Annotated in this window: 20 protein-coding genes; 6 read left to right on the forward strand and 14 right to left on the reverse strand. The window is 69.6% G+C overall.

Translation table 11 applies throughout. The features are described 5' to 3' along the window. Positions 1 to 31 precede the first annotated feature (31 nt). Entirely contained in the window at positions 32 to 604 is a 573-nt protein-coding gene (gene def, locus PV646_RS19090; protein WP_500343510.1) for a peptide deformylase, read from the forward strand. Here def and PV646_RS19095 read toward each other — a convergent pair. Next, positions 544 to 1518, reverse strand: a complete 975-nt coding sequence (locus PV646_RS19095; RefSeq protein WP_500343511.1) for a hypothetical protein — start codon at positions 1516 to 1518, stop codon at positions 544 to 546. The two genes, def and PV646_RS19095, sit on opposite strands and share 61 nt — an antisense overlap. Before the next feature lie 493 nt (positions 1519 to 2011). On the opposite strand from PV646_RS19095, the gene PV646_RS19100 reads away from it, so the two are divergent. Then, positions 2012 to 2254 (forward strand): hypothetical protein, encoded by a 243-nt coding sequence (locus PV646_RS19100; RefSeq protein WP_500343512.1) that lies wholly within the window; start codon positions 2012 to 2014, stop codon positions 2252 to 2254. On the opposite strand, the gene PV646_RS19105 is transcribed toward PV646_RS19100, so the two are convergent. Then, entirely contained in the window at positions 2244 to 3791 is a 1548-nt protein-coding gene (locus PV646_RS19105) for an SIR2 family protein (protein ID WP_500343513.1), read from the reverse strand. The two genes, PV646_RS19100 and PV646_RS19105, sit on opposite strands and share 11 nt — an antisense overlap. A 153-nt stretch (positions 3792 to 3944) precedes the next feature. Further along, positions 3945 to 5207, reverse strand: coding sequence for an ArgE/DapE family deacylase (locus PV646_RS19110; RefSeq protein WP_500343514.1), 1263 nt, complete (start codon positions 5205 to 5207; stop codon positions 3945 to 3947). Positions 5208 to 5331: 124 nt separating this feature from the next. Between PV646_RS19110 and PV646_RS19115 the strand changes: the two genes are divergently transcribed. Beyond that, a complete protein-coding gene (locus tag PV646_RS19115; protein ID WP_500343515.1) occupies positions 5332 to 5796 on the forward strand; it encodes an Lrp/AsnC family transcriptional regulator in 465 nt (154 codons plus the stop codon). Here PV646_RS19115 and PV646_RS19120 read toward each other — a convergent pair whose 3' ends face one another. From PV646_RS19120 to PV646_RS19140, 5 genes are all read right to left on the reverse strand, one after another. After that, positions 5797 to 7158 (reverse strand): hypothetical protein, encoded by a 1362-nt coding sequence (locus tag PV646_RS19120; protein ID WP_500343516.1) that lies wholly within the window; start codon positions 7156 to 7158, stop codon positions 5797 to 5799. Between the two features lie 133 nt (positions 7159 to 7291). Then, positions 7292 to 8026 (reverse strand): M15 family metallopeptidase, encoded by a 735-nt coding sequence (locus tag PV646_RS19125; protein ID WP_500343517.1) that lies wholly within the window; start codon positions 8024 to 8026, stop codon positions 7292 to 7294. Between the two features lie 73 nt (positions 8027 to 8099). Further along, positions 8100 to 8834, reverse strand: a complete 735-nt coding sequence (locus PV646_RS19130) for an SDR family NAD(P)-dependent oxidoreductase (protein ID WP_500343518.1) — start codon at positions 8832 to 8834, stop codon at positions 8100 to 8102. A 106-nt stretch (positions 8835 to 8940) separates the two neighbouring features. Next, positions 8941 to 9531, reverse strand: coding sequence for a TetR/AcrR family transcriptional regulator (locus PV646_RS19135; protein ID WP_500343519.1), 591 nt, complete (start codon positions 9529 to 9531; stop codon positions 8941 to 8943). 38 nt (positions 9532 to 9569) lie between these two features. After that, positions 9570 to 10523: a helix-turn-helix transcriptional regulator gene (locus PV646_RS19140; RefSeq protein WP_500343520.1), complete on the reverse strand. Its 954-nt coding sequence runs from the start codon at positions 10521 to 10523 to the stop codon at positions 9570 to 9572. Positions 10524 to 10586: 63 nt separating this feature from the next. Here PV646_RS19140 and PV646_RS19145 point away from each other — a divergent pair, with 63 nt between their 5' ends. Beyond that, complete coding sequence (locus tag PV646_RS19145) at positions 10587 to 10985, forward strand: VOC family protein (RefSeq protein WP_500343521.1); 399 nt, start codon at positions 10587 to 10589, stop codon at positions 10983 to 10985. On the opposite strand, the gene PV646_RS19150 is transcribed toward PV646_RS19145, so the two are convergent. Further along, the gene (locus tag PV646_RS19150) at positions 10936 to 11502 is read right to left on the reverse strand and encodes a TetR/AcrR family transcriptional regulator (protein ID WP_500343522.1); all 567 of its coding nucleotides are present in this window, start codon (positions 11500 to 11502) and stop codon (positions 10936 to 10938) included. The two genes, PV646_RS19145 and PV646_RS19150, sit on opposite strands and share 50 nt — an antisense overlap. 67 nt (positions 11503 to 11569) lie before the next feature. Between PV646_RS19150 and PV646_RS19155 the strand changes: the two genes are divergently transcribed. Beyond that, the gene (locus PV646_RS19155) at positions 11570 to 12061 is read left to right on the forward strand and encodes an FBP domain-containing protein (RefSeq protein WP_500343523.1); all 492 of its coding nucleotides are present in this window, start codon (positions 11570 to 11572) and stop codon (positions 12059 to 12061) included. Between the two features lie 3 nt (positions 12062 to 12064). On the opposite strand, the gene PV646_RS19160 is transcribed toward PV646_RS19155, so the two are convergent. The 5 genes from PV646_RS19160 to PV646_RS19180 all read right to left on the reverse strand — a co-directional run bounded on the left by PV646_RS19160 (position 12065) and on the right by PV646_RS19180 (position 16504). Then, positions 12065 to 12241 carry a hypothetical protein gene (locus PV646_RS19160; RefSeq protein ID WP_500345094.1) on the reverse strand — a complete coding sequence of 59 codons (177 nt, stop codon included), beginning with the start codon at positions 12239 to 12241 and terminating at the stop codon, positions 12065 to 12067. After that, positions 12198 to 12515: a DUF397 domain-containing protein gene (locus PV646_RS19165; RefSeq protein WP_500343524.1), complete on the reverse strand. Its 318-nt coding sequence runs from the start codon at positions 12513 to 12515 to the stop codon at positions 12198 to 12200. Before PV646_RS19165 ends, PV646_RS19160 begins: the two co-directional genes overlap by 44 nt. Then, entirely contained in the window at positions 12478 to 13329 is an 852-nt protein-coding gene (locus PV646_RS19170; protein ID WP_500343525.1) for a helix-turn-helix domain-containing protein, read from the reverse strand. The genes PV646_RS19165 and PV646_RS19170 overlap by 38 nt, the downstream gene beginning before the upstream one ends. 89 nt (positions 13330 to 13418) lie before the next feature. Next, complete coding sequence (locus tag PV646_RS19175; RefSeq protein WP_500343526.1) at positions 13419 to 16214, reverse strand: tetratricopeptide repeat protein; 2796 nt, start codon at positions 16212 to 16214, stop codon at positions 13419 to 13421. After that, positions 16211 to 16504 carry a hypothetical protein gene (locus PV646_RS19180; RefSeq protein WP_500343527.1) on the reverse strand — a complete coding sequence of 98 codons (294 nt, stop codon included), beginning with the start codon at positions 16502 to 16504 and terminating at the stop codon, positions 16211 to 16213. Before PV646_RS19180 ends, PV646_RS19175 begins: the two co-directional genes overlap by 4 nt. 141 nt (positions 16505 to 16645) lie before the next feature. On the opposite strand from PV646_RS19180, the gene PV646_RS19185 reads away from it, so the two are divergent. Further along, positions 16646 to 17212 (forward strand): TetR/AcrR family transcriptional regulator, encoded by a 567-nt coding sequence (locus PV646_RS19185; RefSeq protein ID WP_500343528.1) that lies wholly within the window; start codon positions 16646 to 16648, stop codon positions 17210 to 17212. The last annotated feature ends 17 nt before the right edge of the window (positions 17213 to 17229 follow it).

The following is a 17229-nucleotide window of genomic DNA, read 5'->3' on the forward strand; positions in this document are numbered from 1 at the left end:
TTGCTTTGCAAAGACTGCTACTTTGCAAAGCATGCCTGGTTCACCGCGCCGCATCACCGTCGTCGGCGAAGAGATCCTGACCCGCCGCTGCCGCGAGGTCACCGAGTTCGGCACGCCGGAGCTCACCCGGCTGATCGAGGACATGGTCGCCACCAACCACGTGGCCGAGGGCGCCGCCATCGCCGCGAACCAGGTCGGCGTCGACCTGCAGCTGTTCGTGTGGGACATGACCGACGAGTGGGGAACCCGCCACACCGGGCACATCCTCAACCCCGTGCTCGACGACCTGCCCGCTGACCAGCGCACTCTCCTCGAAGAGCCGGAGGGCTGCCTGTCAGTGCCAGGCCCGTACCGGATCGTGGCCCGCCCCGACCGCGCCGTCGTGCGCGGCCAGGACAAGGACGGCATCCCGATCGTCGTCGAGGGCAAGGGCTACTTCGCCCGCTGCCTGCAGCACGAGACCGACCACCTCCACGGCAGGCTCTACCTGGACCGGCTCACCCAGCGCGAACGCAAGTCCGCCCTGCGCGAGATGGCCGCCTCTCAGGACGAGGTCTTCGCCCGCCGCGCCGCCCGCAGCTCCTCTGCCGCCTCGTCGAGCTGACGCTCCGCGCGCTCGGCCCGGGTCAGCGTCTGAGCACGCGCGTCCTCCACGACCGCCAGCGTCTGTCGCACCGCCGCCACCTGCTCCGCGCTCTCTTGCCTGACCTGCGCGAACCGCGTCTCGAACTCCCCGCGTGACCGCTCGAGCTCGGCCCGCGCGTCCGCGGCGGCCTGCTCCGCGCGCTCAGCCCGCACCACAGCCAGGTCCCGTGCCTTCGCGGCCCGGCTGACGGTCTCCGCAGCCTTCTGTCGTGCCTGGTCAGCGGCCTCGGCCGCCGCGGTCGCCTCAACCTTGGCCTGGTCCACGACCGTCTGCGCCTGCGCACGCGCCTGCTCGACCTCGTGCACGGCCTGGGCGCGGACCTGTTCGATCTCCTTGGCCGCCTGCCGCCGCGCCTGCTCGGCGTGCTTCACCGCATCGGCCTTCGCCTGCTCGGCCACCTCCAGTGCCTGACGCACCTTCTCGTCGGCCTCGGCCCGGATCTCCTCGACCACCGCGGCGGCCTGCACCCGGACCTCGGCGATCTCCGCGTCAGCGCGTTCGGCAGCGGCCCGTGCCGCCTCGCGAGCCTCGTCCCGTTCCGTCACCGCGGTGTCGACGGCGTCGTCGGCCTCCTCCGCCGCGCGCACCGCCTGTTCGGTGGTCTCCTCGGCGGTCTTGCGCGCCTGCTCCGCCTCGTGCCGGCGTCGTTCCGCGGCGGCCACCTCGGCCTGCGCCTCCGCGACCCGTCGTGCGGCCTCGGCCTCGGCGGCCTGCACCAGACTCTCGGCAACGCTCGGGTCGGCCATCGCGTTCAGCTCGCCGACAGCCCGTCCGAGGGTCAGCGTCATCTGCTCCGACAGCACCCGGAACCGGTCGAGGAGCTCTTCAGCCCTGATCTTGGCGGTACCGGAGACCCTGGGGAGATTCGTCACGGTGACGACCTCCAGGTTTTGCTCGGGGGTTTCCGCCAGCCGCTGCCTCTCTCGCCACGCCCGCCAGCGCGTGTGCTCCGGCAGATCGCAGTACTCCGAGGGCCTGCCAGGCCCGCCACCTCGAAAAACGGGGCGCTCACAGCCGGGGAAGTTACAGCTCGTCTCCACGGCGATAGCGTAGCAGAATTACGTGTGCAATAACGTTAACCAACGCAACGCTACCCAATTGGGCGGGAAAGTTCTGGCCGCCGATAAGTGAACATTATCGGCGGCCAGGATTGGCGGGCCGAGAGTTCCGTTGGGCAGTGGCCGTCCTGTCTCAGCGGCGCTGACGGACGTGAGGCTCGTGAAGCTTGCGGCGCAGCTACGGCGGGGTCATGGTGTTCACAACCGACGTCCGCGACTTCGACCTCTGCGGACATCGAGTCCGGTAGCGCCGTGGCAGGTCGCGGCGATACACCTCTACAGAGAGCGACGGTGCGAGGTGAGCGACATGGCGCACGGAACCGGGACGACGGATCTGCCGGACGGATGGTTCTACGAGTTGATCGGGCCCGTGCTGGTGCGGACCAAGCGGGCGGAGCACCTGTCGTTCGACGAGCTCGTCGCGCGCGAGGTCGAGTCGAGCGCGGAGTTGGGCGACCCCAGACCGCGCGCGGAACTGGAAGCCGACATCCGCGCCGACCTCCGGCAACGGGTGGACCAGTACCGCCGCGCGAGCCAGGTCATCCGCTGACGATCAGCCTGGCGACGGTCTTCATCTCCGTGGAGACCACCTTGCTGATGTGCGCGCCGTTGTCCTCGTTGATCTTCGACTTCGGCTTCACCTTCATCGACGCCAGCGAGATGACGGCGACCGGCAGATCCCCGGACTGCTCGTCCAGGCGAACGGGCACGCAAAGGTAGGTGTGCCAGCGGTCGCTGCGACCTTCGCGCGCGTCGTCGTCACCCGGGAAGATCACCGGGCGACCCGCGCAGAACGCCCGGACCGACTCGTACGCGGAGTCAGCCACGATTTCCGCGGACCTCATCATCTCCACGTTCCGCCACAGGCTCGCCGTCGACGCCCACAAGCGGAGTCGACCCGTCTTCACCGGATCCCACCGGACCCAGATCTCCAGTTTCATCAACTCGTCGCGCGGCACGCCCAGCGTGGCCCTGATCCGACCCAGGGCCTGGGACAGGAGATCGTGGTCGGTCTGCTGCCGCGCCTCGAAATCCCCCTTGCGAGCGCCGTGCCAGAACGTCCACCACGTGCCCAGCCGTTCCCGGTAAGGCCGGGAGGGCAGGGTGGTGGACGTGGCCGCCGTGCGCCGCACGCGGACCTTGACCTCGGTGACCAGCTGCGCGACCTGGTAGTAGAAGTCGGGGATCACGGCCTGCACGCCGAAGGACTTCATGCGGTCGGCGACACTGCTCTTCACGTCCTCGATCGTCGCGTCCGCCACGTCCGGGAATCCCATTCCCTGCAGCGGCACGACGGCCACGCGCAGCCGGTCCTCACCGGGTGCGGGCATGGTGGCGGCCAGGGCGTTGAGCAGCGGCGGGTCGATCAGGCTGGACCCGAGGATGACCACCGAGTGCTGCTCGAACAACTCCTCCAGAACGGCGCTCGAACGCTTGTAGGCAACCATGTAGTCGCGTTCGCTGAGCACCACCGTCGCGTGCTGCGCGCCGCCCTCCTTGGGCACGTAGCCGTGCAGGTGCAGGATCTGACCGGGCCTCGTGTGGTCGGGCAGGTGGAAGTCGGGGTTCGCGTGGCGCGTCTCGATCACGGACACGGGCACGTCCACTCGCGAGGCGCCCAAGTCCTTGCGCCCCAGGTTCAACAACTCCATCTCCTGCTGGATGAACTCGTCGTAGTTCGTGGTGGCCAGGTGGAAGGTCTTGCCGTGGTCGACCAGTTCGGCGGCGAGGCTGACCACAGCCCGTGCCAACCCGCCCTGCTGCCAGTCCCTCCCCTCGTAGAGCAGGGCCCTGATCTCGTTGACGAGGTGGGTTTCCCAGCCGGTTGACCGGTCGGCGTAGAGCTGGGAGGCGATGGACGCCGCCTGCAGAGGGGTGTTGGTCTTCATGATCGCGTCGGCGACCGGCAACGGCTTGCGCTTTCCCAGGAGCTTCTCGACGAGTGCGGGCCAGCTCAGACCCGTGCGGTCGATCGTCACCCCGGCGCCCGCATAGATCACCAAGGACCGTTGCGCGGCCACGTTGTCGATGACGTCGTGGAGGCCGTCGTCGTCGAAGAACCGCTTCGAGCTCCGCGAGAAGTGCATCGAACCCCCTTTTCCCGCTCCCGCTTGGTGATCGGAGCAGGGTGGCGCACGTTACGCAGCCAAACGGCGTAGCAGGCCGGAGAGTCTTCTTTCACCCGTTCGCCGCTGTCGGGGCTCGGTGAACTTGCCGGCCAGGCCCTGTCGTTGGGCCAGTCACCCGACCGTGCGCAGGGTGGCCAGGACCAGGGCGCGTGCCACGGTGACGATCTCGCTGACCGAGACCTGCTCCTGCGGGCCGTGGGCGAACCGCACGTCACCGGGCCCGTACTGCAGCGTCGGGATCCCCGCTCCCGCGTAAAGACGCAGGTCACTGCCGTACGGAGCACCCTGCTCGGCGGGCCGCGAGGCCCCGGTGACGTCGGCGTGCGCGGCGGCGACCAGGTCCGCCAGCGGATGGCCGACCGGCAACCGGCCGCTGGCGAACTGACCACCGGGCCACGTCACGACGGCCGGGTGCGCCCGCAGCCACGGGTCCGACGCGCAGGCTTCGGCCACGCACGCCTCCAGTTCGGCGCGGGCCGCGGCGGGATCCTCGTCGAGCGCCACGCCCAGTCGTCCCTCGGCGACCAGCAGGTCCGGCACGCTGCTCGCCCAGTCGCCGGCCTGCAGCGTGCCGACCGACAGCGGGTACGGGATCTTCCAGCCGGACATCAGCGGATCGGCGCCGACGTTGCGCCGGGCCTCGAGACGGGCGAGCGCGGCGTGGATCGGCAGGTAGGCGTCGATGGCGCTGGCCCCGGCGTAGCGGGTGCTGCCGTGCGTGGCCTGGCCGGGGACCTCGATGCGGAACGTCAGGGCGCCGCCGTTGGCGACCATCAGCGCGCCGCTGGTCGGTTCGGTGATGATGCAGGCGTCACCGGTGTGGCCGCGCTGGAGCGTGCCGAACGCGCCGAGCCCGCCGTCCTCCTCGCTGACCACGAAGTGCACCGACACCTGGCCCCGCAACCGCGCGTTCGCCGCACGGATCGCGGTCAGCGCGGCGAGGATCGCCACCACACCCGCCTTCATGTCGCACGCTCCCCTGCCGTGCACCACGTCGCCGACGGTCCGGGGGCGGAACGGATCGCCGTCCCACTGCGCCAGGTCACCGGGCGGGACCACGTCGACGTGCCCCTGCAGGATCAACGTCGGCCCGTCGCCGGTCGCACGGCTGCCGCCCACCAGCCCCCAGGCCTCGGTGCGCGGGGCCTCACCACCGGGAAAGTCCTGGTGCGAACGCAGTGCGTGCAGGTCCATGGACCAGAGGTCGACGTCCAGGTCCAGCCGCTCCAGGTGCCCGGCCAGCGTGTGCTGCAGGTCGGACTCCGCCGCACTGCCCGTCACGCTCGGCACCGCGAGCAGGTCCAGCAGGAGCCCGCCGATCGCGGCCTCGTCCACCGCGGCCAGCGCCGCCGCCTCGACATCGTTGATGGTCACGAGCCGTGACACTATGGTTTGCCGGCCAACGCAAACAATCGTCATAGGCGGCGTCTACCAGCGGATTCTTTGCAAAGATCACCACTGCATGGCAATTCTTTGCACCAGGCCTGATCCTCTGGGCATGGACGACATCGACGAAGCGATCATCCGGTGCGTGCTGCGCAACGCCCGCGCCACGTACGCGCAGATCGGCAAGGCAGCCGGGTTGTCGCCGTCCGCCGCGAAGAGGCGCCTCGACCGCCTCGTCGCCACCGGGGCGATCCGCGGCTTCAGCGCGTTGATCGATCCGCAGGCGATGGCGTGGCACACCGAGGCGTTCGTCGAGGTCTACTGCGCGGGCAACCCGACGCCGGCCGAACTGACCAAGGCGCTGGAGGACATCCCCGAGGTCGTCGAGGCCTGCACCGTCTCCGGTGCCGCCGACGCGATGCTCTACATGCTGGCCCGCGACATCCCGCACCTGGAGCAGGCGATCCAGCGCGTCCGCTCGACCGTCCCGGTGGAACGGACCGAGAGCGCGATCGTGCTGTCGCGGCTGCTGACCCGTCCGCGCGGACGGGAGGGCGCCCTGGCGGCGGAGTCGTGATCACTCCTCGCCGGGAGCCAGGGCCTCGCCGAGGTCGTCGGCCCTCGCCCGGCCCCACTGCAGCACGGCGATGTCCTGTCCCTCGGGTTCTCCGGTCTCGTGCCGGTCGGCTGCGACGTTCGTGAACGGCCGGCCTCCGTCGAACCCGTTCACCTGCTGCACGCAGTCGAAGACCATCTGCACCGTGTCGCGCCAGGGCAGGCCCTGGTCGATGGCGCGAAGCTCGAGGATCGCGGCAGGAGTCTTCTTCCCGCCCTCGTCGTGGTAGGCGACGTGGTCGGTGCGACTTCCCAACGCCCCCAGACCTTCATGGATCTCCTCCAAGACCGCGAGGAGTCGTTCCGCGTCCACCGGCCGCCGCCAGACCTCCGGTTTCGTCCACTTGATGCCGCTCTCCAGGGCACGTGCACGGTCGGTGTCCTTCAGGGCGCCCGCCTTGCCCCCGGCGGACATCAGGTCGACACCGCCCTGGCTCATCCCCTCCAGCCAGGCACGCCTGCTGGTGATGTTGCGGTACTGGAACGCCATGCCCCTGTCGTTGAAGTTGACCGCCTGGTTGAACACGGACGCGCCCGCGGGATGGTCGCCGCCGGTCCGCAGACCGCGCACCAGCACGTCGACCCAGCGGTCCTGATGTGCGCGGATCACCCGCTGCTCCTGCTCGGGAAGCATCGAGAACAGGGTGGCGAAATCCGTGCGTGCCATGACTTTCGTGAGTTCCTTGAGCATCAGGGCCCCGCCCGTGCGGTCGCCTGCGCCGAGGTAGGAGCGGATCAGGTCGATCAGCCCGACGAGCTCGGGGCTCGGTACGGCGTTCAGGACCTGCCTGGCGGTCTCGGCGGACGACTCCACATCGGGACCGTCCACGTCCACGCGCCTCCCGGCCTTCAGCGCTGCTTTCAGAGCGGGGATCCGGGACAGCGGTACACCCACCGTCATCTGCAGGTCCGGCTTGAACGGGCTGTAGGAGCACAACCAGAAGCCGCTGAGACCGCCCTTCAGTTCGTCCGCGCTGAAAGGAATCTCGTCGGAGCGCACGTTGAGCTCGCCGATGGTCTCGTCGATCTGCGCCAGGAGGGCGTCCAGACCGCGCTGGTCGGTGACGCCGGGCGGCCTCGACACGATCTCGGCGACAGAGCCGTTCTGGCCGTCCTCGGCCTGCAGCTCGAACTCGCTGCGGGGCACGACCGGTGTGCTCTTCTCGACCCGTTCCCGCTGCTCGGGCGAGCCCGCGAACACCGACCACTTCGGGTCCTCGAGCTCGATGCCGACGTTGCGCTGCACGGAGAGCAGCTTGCTCATCGCACGGTTGCCCGCCGCGCTCTGCAACGCCAGCAACCCCGCACGCGTCGGCTTCGACACCGGGACGTCATTCTCACGCCGTGGCTGCGGCAAATGGTCGCGCACACTGCCTCCCGCGGAGTAGTCGCAGTGCACAGTGGCGCGACCAACGGCCTGGCCGCAGCGTCCGTCCGGGCAGCCGGAGGGGCGGCGGTCAGCGCGCGACGGGGAAGTCGAAGTAGGTGTCGGGGAACGGCTCGTCGTTGAGCGTGAAGTGCCACCACTCCTCGGGCAGGTTGCGGAACCCGGCCCGCGCCATCGCCGCCTTGAGCAGCTGGCGGTTCTCCCGCGCCTGACCGGTCACGCGCGGGTCGTCGGTGTGCGAGAGCGTGTCGAAGCAGTCGTAGCCGGTGGCCATGTCGACGGTGTTGTCGGGGAAGCGGTTCGGCGCGGCGCAGTCCACCAGGCGCTCCCCCGGCACGTACGGCCGCTGGTGGCGCGGCGGCAGCTTCACGATCGTCAGGTCGAGCGTCGACCCGCGGCTGTGGCCGGACTTCTCCGCGATGTAGCCGTCCTCGAACAGCCGCGTCTTGTCGACACGCGGGTAGAACTCGGCCTTCATCCGCTGGTCGGTGAGGTCACGGGCCCAGCGCACGAAGTGGTCGACGGCGCGTTGCGGGCGGTAGCAGTCGTAGACCTTGAGCGTGTAGCCCCGCCGCAGCATCTCGCGCTGCACGCCGCGCAACGCCTTGGCGGCCTGCTTGGTGAGGACGCACAGGGGCGCGCGATAGCCGTCGACGCGGGTGCCGACGAAGTTGTGCGCGGTGTAGTAGCGGATGTCGTGCCGGATGGTCGGGTCGACGTCGCCGAGCACGACGAACCCGGTGGTGGCGTGGGCGGGCGCGGCGAAGGACAGGGTCAGGAGCACGGACAGCAGCAGGGCTCGCATGCACCTCATCCAAGCAGCTCACGTTCCACGCGCACCGGCTCTGGTCGGAGCATCATCTCGGGGCGGCCCTGCCTCAGATCTGTGCGTAGCCTCCGTCCACGGCGAGTTCGGAACCGTTGACGTAGCTGGACGCGTCCGACGCGAGGAACACGGCCGCCGCGGCGATCTCCGCGGGCTCCGCCAGCCGGCCGAGCGGCACCGCCGCCTCGCCCGCGGCGAGCGCCTCGGCCGGGACCAGGTCGAGCAGGCCCTGCGTGCGGGTACCGCCGGGCGAGAGGACGTTGATCCGGTACTGGCGCGTCCTGGCGCCGTGGGCGAACCCGCGGGCCAGGTTGCGGATCGCGGCCTTGGTCGCCCCGTACACCGGCAGGAACGGCTCGGGGCGCCAGGCCGCCGTCGACCCGGTGAGGATGATCGAGGCTCCCGGCGCGAGCAGGGGCAACGCCTTCTGCACGGTGAACACCGTGCCCTTGACGTTGGTGGTGAACATGGCGTCGAACTGCTCCTCGGTGATCTCCCCCAGCGGGGCCGCGATCCCGATCCCGGCGTTGGCGACCAGGACGTCGATCCGGCCCGCCTTCTCGGCGACCGTCGCGTAGAGCCCGTCGAGGTCGTCGAGCAGACCCACGTCGCAACGGATCCCGGTCACCGCGGACCCCAGTTCGGCCTCCACCTCGGCGAGCTGCGCCTCGCGGCGGCCGGCGACGAACACCTGGGCGCCCTCGGCGACGTAAGCCCGCGCGATCTCCCGCCCGATGCCCGCGTTCGCTCCGGTCACGACCGCGACCTTGCCGTCCAGCACCTTCATGACCACTCCACTCCAGTTATTGACTGACCGGTCCATAACACCTCGATATGGACCGGTCAGTCAATAACTCGGGAAGCATCGTGGCGCAGGCCACTGCGGAGGAGTCTCAGGAAGAGGGGAGCAGACCGGCGAGCAGAGCCTCGGCCATGGCCGACAGGGCGGCCGGGTCCTGGCCGATCCGGCCGAGCACGACCAGCCCGAGCTGACCGGCCAGCACCGCGCGAGCGGTGACGTCCGGGTCGAGACGGGACGCGACGTCGCCCTCGCGCTGGGCCCGGCGCACCGCGTCGGCCAGCACGGCGCTGGTGGCGGCGTAGCTGCGGCGCGCTTCCTCGGCCACCGCCGCCGCGCTGGCCGAGAGTTCCATCGCGGTGTTGGCGAGAAGGCAACCCCGGCGGGCCTGCTCACCGCTGGGGTCGAGGAAGGACCCGGTCAGGAACTGGCGGAGCACGTCGACACCCCGGTCGGCGCGCTCCAGCCACGCGCGCAGCATCCGGTCGTTGGCCTCGTCGTACTCGCGCAGAACACGCAGGAACAGGCTCTGCTTGTCGCCGAACGCCCCGTACAGACTCCCCTTGCCCAGGCCGGTGGCCTCCAGGAGGTCGTCGAGCGACGTGCCCGCGTACCCCTTGTCCCAGAACGCCGCGCGTACGGCCGACAGCACGCGTTCTTCGTCGAACTGGCGAGGGCGCGGCACGGTCCGAGACTACCCGTAATGGACCGATCGGTCCACGATCAGGGCAGGTGAGGAGCTCTCGCCGACCGCAGGAGCCGATCGGCGAGAGCCGCGACGAGATCGCGCAGTTCGTCCGGCCGCTCGATGACGAACGGCAGGTCCAGCGCCGCGAGCACACCGGGCAGCCAGTCGAGCCGTTCCACCCGCAGGTCGACGCGCGCCCAGCCCTCGGCGCCCGGTTTCACCACCGCGACGCTCGCGGGCAGCCGGGTGCGGATCTGCGCGGCGGTGCCCTGGATCCGCACCGTCACCTCGTGCCGGTGCGGAGCGGTCGCGATCCCGGTCAGCACCCGTTCCGCCGCGTCGACCGAGCCGGGCGGGTCGAACGAACCGGGCAGAGTCCGGACGGCGTCCACGCGGTCCAGCCGGAACGTCCGGTCCTCGCCGAGCGCCGGATCGGAACCCGTCACGTACCACCGGCCCGAGTGCGCGACGAGTCCGTACGCGTGGAACGTGCGCTCGCTCCGCCTGCCGTCCCTCGCGGTGTACCGGAGCGACACGGGCCGGTGGTGGGTCACCGCGTCGGCGATCGCGAGCAGGACCGACGCGTCCGGAACAGCCGGCGACTCCGGCTTGCCGGTGAAGGCGAGCGAGCCCAGCACCGCGTCGAGCCTGCCCGCGAGCCGTGCCGGCAGCACCCGGCGGACCTTCGCGGCCGCCGTCTCGCTCGCCGTGCCCGTCATCAGGCCCGTGACCAGGCCGATCAGCACCGCCAGCGCCTCGTCGTCGCTCAGCATCAACGGCGGCATCCGGTAGCCGGCGGCGAGCCGGTATCCGCCATGGCGGCCGCGCACCGATTCGACCGGCACGTCGAGGTCGAGCAGGTGGCCGACGTACCGGCGCACGGTGCGTTCGTCCACGTCGAGGCGCTCGGCGAGCTCGCCCACGGTCCGGACGCCTCCGGATTGGAGGAGCTCCAACAGCGAGAGCACACGAGCGATGGGCCGGGGCATGAGTGAAATTCTGCCGCACATACCGGGCGGATTCTGTCCGGTATCGGTCCTACCGTGCGAGCCATGGACTTCGCATCGATCCGCATCATCACCGCCGACGTCGCCCGCCTCGCCGGCTTCTACGAACGCGCCACCGGAGTGGAGGCGACTTGGGCCACCGAGGACTTCGCCGAGCTCAGGACCCCGTCGGCCACCCTGGCGATCGGCAGCACCCGCACCGTCGCGCTGTTCGCCGCCGGCTCCGCGGAACCGTCCGCCAACCGCAGTGTCATCATCGAGTTCCTCGTCGACGACGTGGAGGGCGTGCACGAGAACCTGACCGGCGCCGAGGTCGTCCAGGAGCCCACCACGATGCCGTGGGGCAACCGGTCGTTGCTGGTCCGCGACCCCGACGGCAACCTCGTCAACTTCTTCAGGCGGACCACGCCCGCAGCAGCGAGTCCAGCGCGTCCAGGGCTCTGAGCCACGACGCCTCGACCCCGCGCGGATGGCCGTGGAACGCGCCGGAGCGTTCCAGCGACACGAACCCGTGGAACGTGCTGTGCAGCAGCCGCACCGCGTCGGTCTGATCGGGTTCCCACAGGTCGTAGCCCCGCAACAGCGCGCGCGTCATCTCGGCGTGCTTGCCGGCCGCGCTGTCGGCGGCCGTGTCGGGGTCGAGCGCCATCTGCGTCGCCGAGTACCGGCCGGGGTGCTCATGGGCGTAGCGGCGGTAGGCGCTCGCGAACGCGACCAGGGCGTCCTTGCCCGACCGTCCCGCGATCGACTCCGCCACCTGGTCCGCGAGTTCGGCCAGTGCCAGGACGGCGACCCGGACGCGCAGGTCCTGGGCGTTGCGGATGTGCGAGTAGAGCGAGGCGTCCTTCACCCCGAAGCGGCGGGCCAGCGCGGACACCGTCACGTTCTCGAAGCCGACCTCGTCCGCCAGGTCCGCCGCCGCCTGCGTGAGGCGGTCGGCCGTGAGCCCCGCACGTGCCATCCGTCACCCTTCCTAGGGTCCTTAATGATTTGCCTAGGACCTCTAGGTAAGCCTAGCGTCCCTGGTCATGAAGCCGCTGACCGAACATGACATCCGCGCGTCCTTCGTCAATTCCACCAAGGGCGAGGCGAAGCGCATGCACGTACCCAGGGATCTGGGCGAGCGGCCGTGGGACGACCTGGACTTCCTGGGCTGGACCGACCCGGCCGCACCCGACCGCTCGTACCTCGTGACCGAACTGGACGGACGGCTCGTCGGCATCGCGCTGCGACGAGCGGCGCAGGCCGGACGCGCGCGCAAGACCATGTGCTCGTGGTGCCTGACCACGCATTCCGGGGACGGGGTGTCGCTGATGAGCGCGCGCAAAGCCGGGAAGTCCGGCCAAATGGGCAACACGGTCGGCGTCTACGTCTGCGCCGACCTGGCCTGCTCGCTGTACCTGCGGGGCAAGAAGAGCGCGGGACCCGGCTCGCGGTTCAAGGAGTCACTCGCACTCGACGAACAGGTCGAGCGGATGACGTCCGGGATCAGCGCGTTCCTGGGAAGGGTGCACTCGTAGGTGTCAGAGTTCGAGCACCAACTCGGCGGTGCAGGCGCGGGCACAGGGCCACGGGTCGCCGCACTCGGTGCAGCCGGTGGTGGCGGGCAGGTGCGTGTCGAGCACCTGGACCGCCCTCGTTCGATAGCGCTCCAGGTCAGTCTCCCAGTCGTGGCGGGAGCCCGCGGTCGCACTCGTCATGGTCATCAGTCCTCGGGTTGAGCTTGTCCACACAGCATGCACCTGTGACGGGGCTCACGGGCGACAATTCGCCGAAACCCGCCTGTCGGCGGGTCGTGGAGATCGACTCCGTCACCATCCGCAGGAAGCCCGTCCATTGAGTGTTCGTGAGCGGGAGCTCGACGGATCGGGACTTGCTGTCCCGGATGCCGACACCACGCCCCACCTCGACGCAGTTGCCGTCGCTGGCGCTGTAACTACTCTTCCGCCACCTGGTCACCACGAGCCTCCTCACCGATGATGCTGGTGATCAGCTTCCTCGTCTCGACCTCGTCCAACGCCGTCCGGTCGAGTGACTTCAGGACCGTGTCGTAGCGGTCGACGGAAGCTTGATCTTCGAGGAAGACGTTAGCCCCCTCGCTCTCGACGTAGACGATCTCGGGGATCTTCTTGAACTTCAGCCGGTCGAAGTCACCGGCCAGTCCGGCATGCGGCCCGAACGCGGTGGGCACCAGGCGAATGGTGAGGTACGGCCGGACGGACATGCGCAGCAGGTGATGCAGCTGCTCCGCCATGACGCTCGCGTCGCCGACCGGGAGCCGAAGCGCCTGCTCGTGCATGTAGATCGTCACCGCGCGGCCTCCGTCCAGGACAGCGGTCTGCCGCACGACCCGGTTCTCGACGAGCACGCGTGCGTCGAGTTCGTCCAGCGGCTTGGCGAGGCCGAGGTGCCAGGTGTAGTCGGGCACCTGCACCAGGCCGTGCACGACGTTCATCGACCAGCCCGCGATCTCCGAAGCGATCCGCTCGTGCTCGCGCAGCGTGCGCGCCCCTGTTTTGGCCGGCTGCAACCAGTCCCTGATGTGCGTGTCGTGATGCAGCGCCATCAGGTGGTCGAACTCGTCGGGCGGCGTGCGCAGCAGCCCGAGCAACTTGGCCAGGTCGACGTCGTTCACGCCTTCCTTGCCGTTGACGAGTTCCGAAACCTTGGCCTCCTGCCAGCCCAGCAATTCGGCGGCGGCCCGGTTGGTGAGGTCGGCCGCGCGCAGCAGCGCCCGGATCGCGTCACCGAACTCGCGGCCGCGCACCGTTGATCTCCGCAAAGGCATGCGGGACAAGGTAGAGCCGGGTTTCCGTTTGGCTCCACCCATTCTCCGCAAGACGACCTGAAAGCATGTCCTTTGGAAGAATTCCAAGGTCAGGACGGAGGTTCGTCGAATTCACCCAATTCGGCCAGCAGCAGGTCGAGGACTTCGAACGAGTTCGCAATGCCTGGATGGTTCGTCCCGTTGAGCCGCCGGTGGATGTCGAGGGAGTGCCTCGCCGAGAAGAGGGCCTCCTCGCGTCGGCCTAGTTCGTGCTGCATAGAAGCAAGATTGACGAGTGCAGTGGCCAGATCGTGCAGGTGCACGTCTGGATTGACCTGAGCGAGCCGGCTCAGGATCTCGACCGCACGCTGGGCGGACTCGAGTGCGGCGTCGTGCTGCTCCAGGCTCCCAAGGCGGTTGGCGAGGTTGTTGAGCGACCTCGCGAGTCTGCGGAGGTAGGCATCGGGGCTGGATTCGGCAAGCCGCTCGAGGATGTCGACGGCACGCTGGGCGTCGGCGAGCGCCTGCTCGTGCCTACCGGCCTTGGCCAGCAGACTGGGCAGGTTGATGAGTGCGGTGGCAAGGTCCGGGAGGTAGGCGTCCGGGTTCACGTCAGCGAGCTGCCGGCAGATGTCGGCAGCTCGCTCGGCATGCACGAGTGCCAATGTCGGCTGGTCCGCGCTGTTCAGACTGATCGATGAGTTGATGAGCGTGGTCGCGAGATCGGGGAGGTAGGCATCGGGGGCGCCGTCGGCGAGCTCTTCGAAGATCTCCACTGCCTGGGCGGCCGGTGCGAGCGACTGACCGAGCTCGCCCGCCTCCGCCAGTCGGCCCACGAGATTCGTGAGTGCAGTGGCAAGGAGGGGAAGGTGGAGCTCAGGGTCGACGTCGGCGAGCTGCTCGCGGATCTCCACGGAACGCCGTGTCAGAGTGATCGCGGTGTCGTGCTGCCCCATGGCTCCCAGACAAGAGGCGAGAGTGTTGAGTGCGATGGCGAGACTGGGCAGGTGGGTTTCGGGGTCGGAGGCCGCGAGCCGCTCGCGGATCTCCACCGAACGCCGCGCTGGAACGACCGCTCTTTCCTCTTGCCCGGCCTCCCCCATACACGTGGCGAGATTGCCGAGCGACGTGGCCAGGCTCGGCTCGTAGGTCTCGGGATCTGTCTCCGCCAGTCCTTGGTAAAGATCTGCGGCGCGCTCGGCAGGGGGCACCGAGCGGTCGCGCTGCCCCGATCGCGTCAGCCGGACGGCGTATACGCCCAGCATCCACGCGTGCATGCTGACTGCCTCCGGGGCCGCTCCTGGCTGGACAGCGGTGTCCTGGACCAGTCGGTGCGCGAGGTGAACGACATCAGGCACACGGCTTGTGGAGAACCCGAGTCCGGCGAGCGCGACCTCGATCGCGGCCACGTCCCGCGTCGTCAGGAGGTCACCGGTGAGGGCAGCCTCGATCGCATCGGTGAAGGCGCCGGGGCGCAGGAGGAGCGCCGGCAGCAGGTATCCCTTGGGACTGGTGCGCACGAGGGTGTCCAGCGCGGCTTCGAAGCGGCGCGCCCCGGAAGCGAACCGGTGTTCTCCGCCAGGCGTGGAAAGACAGCGCAGCATCACCTTGAAGACGTGTTCGGCCAGGTCCCGGTCGTCGGTGCCGCACAGGCGCGACACCAGGTCGGTCCAGTCGCGGTCGGAAGCCGCGCGGTCGGCCAGTCCGAGCAGGTGGCTGTCCGGCAGGCGGTCGGGACGCGGCGCCGTCCACACCGTCGCCTCGCCGGGGTAGAGCCTGCCGAGGACCTTGGCCACGCGTCGGCACGACGCCTCGTCGTGCTCGCCTTCGAGGTCGAGCGCGCGCAGCAGCCGGACCGCGTCGTCAAGCGTGGCCGCCGGCACCAGGAACGGGGCGGCGAGGACCAGGTCGCGGTCGTGCGGGCTCATCTCGACCTGCTGGTCGGCGAGCACCGACCGCACATGCCGTGACTCGTGTGCCAGCAGGTCGCTGATCGGGTCACCGCCGGCACTGCGCACGGCCTGCTCGCCGCGCTCCACCGCGGCGGCGTCCAGCACTCGCAGCAGGGCGTCGGCGTAGAGGTCGAGGGTGGTGGCGAAATCGGGGACGGTGTCGGCGGTGGCCGGTGCGGGGCCGCCTGGCATGCGCTCCGCGAAGCGCCGGACCGCGTCGGCGTGCACGTGGCCCAACCGGTCGCCGGGCAGGTGGGTCGTGAGCGAGCCGAAGCGCACGGGCTCTGCCTCTATCAGCGGTGACCACGCCGGGTCAGCCAGCAGTTCCGGCCACCAGTTGCCTTCGCTGCGGCTGAGCAGCAACACCCGGACCGACGGGGCGTTGCGCATCAGAGTCAGCAGGCGGCGCAACGACAGTGGCTCGTTCTCGGCGTAGTCGACCACCAGCAGGGTGGTGGACCGCTGGGCCGGGCGGCTGGTCAGCGCGGCCTCGATCTCCGCCCACCGGACGCGCGCGGAGTAGGACTCGGCCCCATCAGCCTGGGAGAAGGTCAGGTCGAGGAACCCTGCCAGGTGCTTGCGGCCGCGCAATGTTCTGACAAGCTGCATCGCCGAGGTCGTCTTACCCTGCCCGCCGCGTCCGCACACCAGCCGGACGCGCAGAGGTGAGTCGCCGAGGCACCAGTCCAGCAGATCCGCGTCCTCGGGCCTGGGCTGGACCGGGAGGACGCCCGCGTCCGGCCTCAGCCACGTCAACGGCCGGTCGGTGGCGTGGTGGTCGGTGGCGATTCCGAACAGCAGGCGCTCCGCACCCGCGCGGCGCTGCGGGGACCGGACCCGCACCGGTGCACGTTCCGCGGTGCTGACCACGGTGTTGTTGTCGCCGATGACGATCTGGCTGTGGTCGACCGGCCCCAGCACCGACCGGTCGAGCCGGATCGAGGGGTCGGTCACCGCTGGACCTGGTTCCCGTCGCCGATGATCACGGTGCTGTCGTGCACCTCGCCTGTCACCGAACGTTCGACGGTGGACTGCGGACCTGGTTCCTGCGCGGCGCCCTGGGCTCGCCACAGCCAGTACGCCACGCCCGCCGTCGCGGCGGTCAGGACTACGACGCCGACCCAGGCCAGCGGGTTGTTCTTCCACTCGGTGGCCAGGTTGACCACGATCGCCGAGCCCGACGAGAACACCGCCATCACGATCGTCGGCGCGACCACTCGGCGGGCGACAGAACCCTCAGCCACGACCACTCCTCACGCTGTGCGCACGACCACCTTTTCTGATCGCACGTCGGGGCTGGTGTGTTTCCGCCCGAATGATGCCCGAGGCGCCGGAGCGGCCATGAGCAAGCCCGGTGATTTGCTCAAGCGTGCTAAGTTTTGCTCATGCGAGCAAAGTCCGTGACCGAGCAGGCCCGGCGGGCGCAGATCGTGGCGGCGGCCATCGCCACGATCGCGGAGCTGGACTACGCGGAGACGTCGTTCAAGGCCATCGCGGCGCGGGCAGGACTGAGCAGCACGGGCCTGATCTCGTACCACTTCAGGAACAAGCAGGAGCTCGTCGACGTGGTGTTCGCGGACATCTTGGAGCGCTTCCAAGGGTTCGTGAACGCACGGATGGGTCAGCCCGGGGCGCGCGCCGAGCTGCGGGCGTTCCTGGTCGCCAACATCGCCTTCCTGCGCGAGCACCGCGCGGACATGGTGGCGTTCCTGCGGATCAGGGCCCACGCGGCGGTGACGGACGGGGGCATCGCCGACTCCGATCACGCAGGGCTCGCCGACCTGCTGCGACAGGGGCAGGAGGCCGGCGAGTTCCGCGTGTTCGACCCGGACGTGATGGCGGTGTTCGTGCTCGCGATGCGCAACGGCGTCGTGCTGCGGTCCGGGTCACTCGATCTCGACGTCTGCGAACAGGAGTTGGTCGCGGCCGTCGACCTAGCCACGAGGGGGTGATTCATCGTGCGTCGGGG

It is taken from the genome of Streptomyces sp. ID05-26A, assembly GCF_033794685.1.
GTDB lineage: Bacteria > Actinomycetota > Actinomycetes > Mycobacteriales > Pseudonocardiaceae > Lentzea.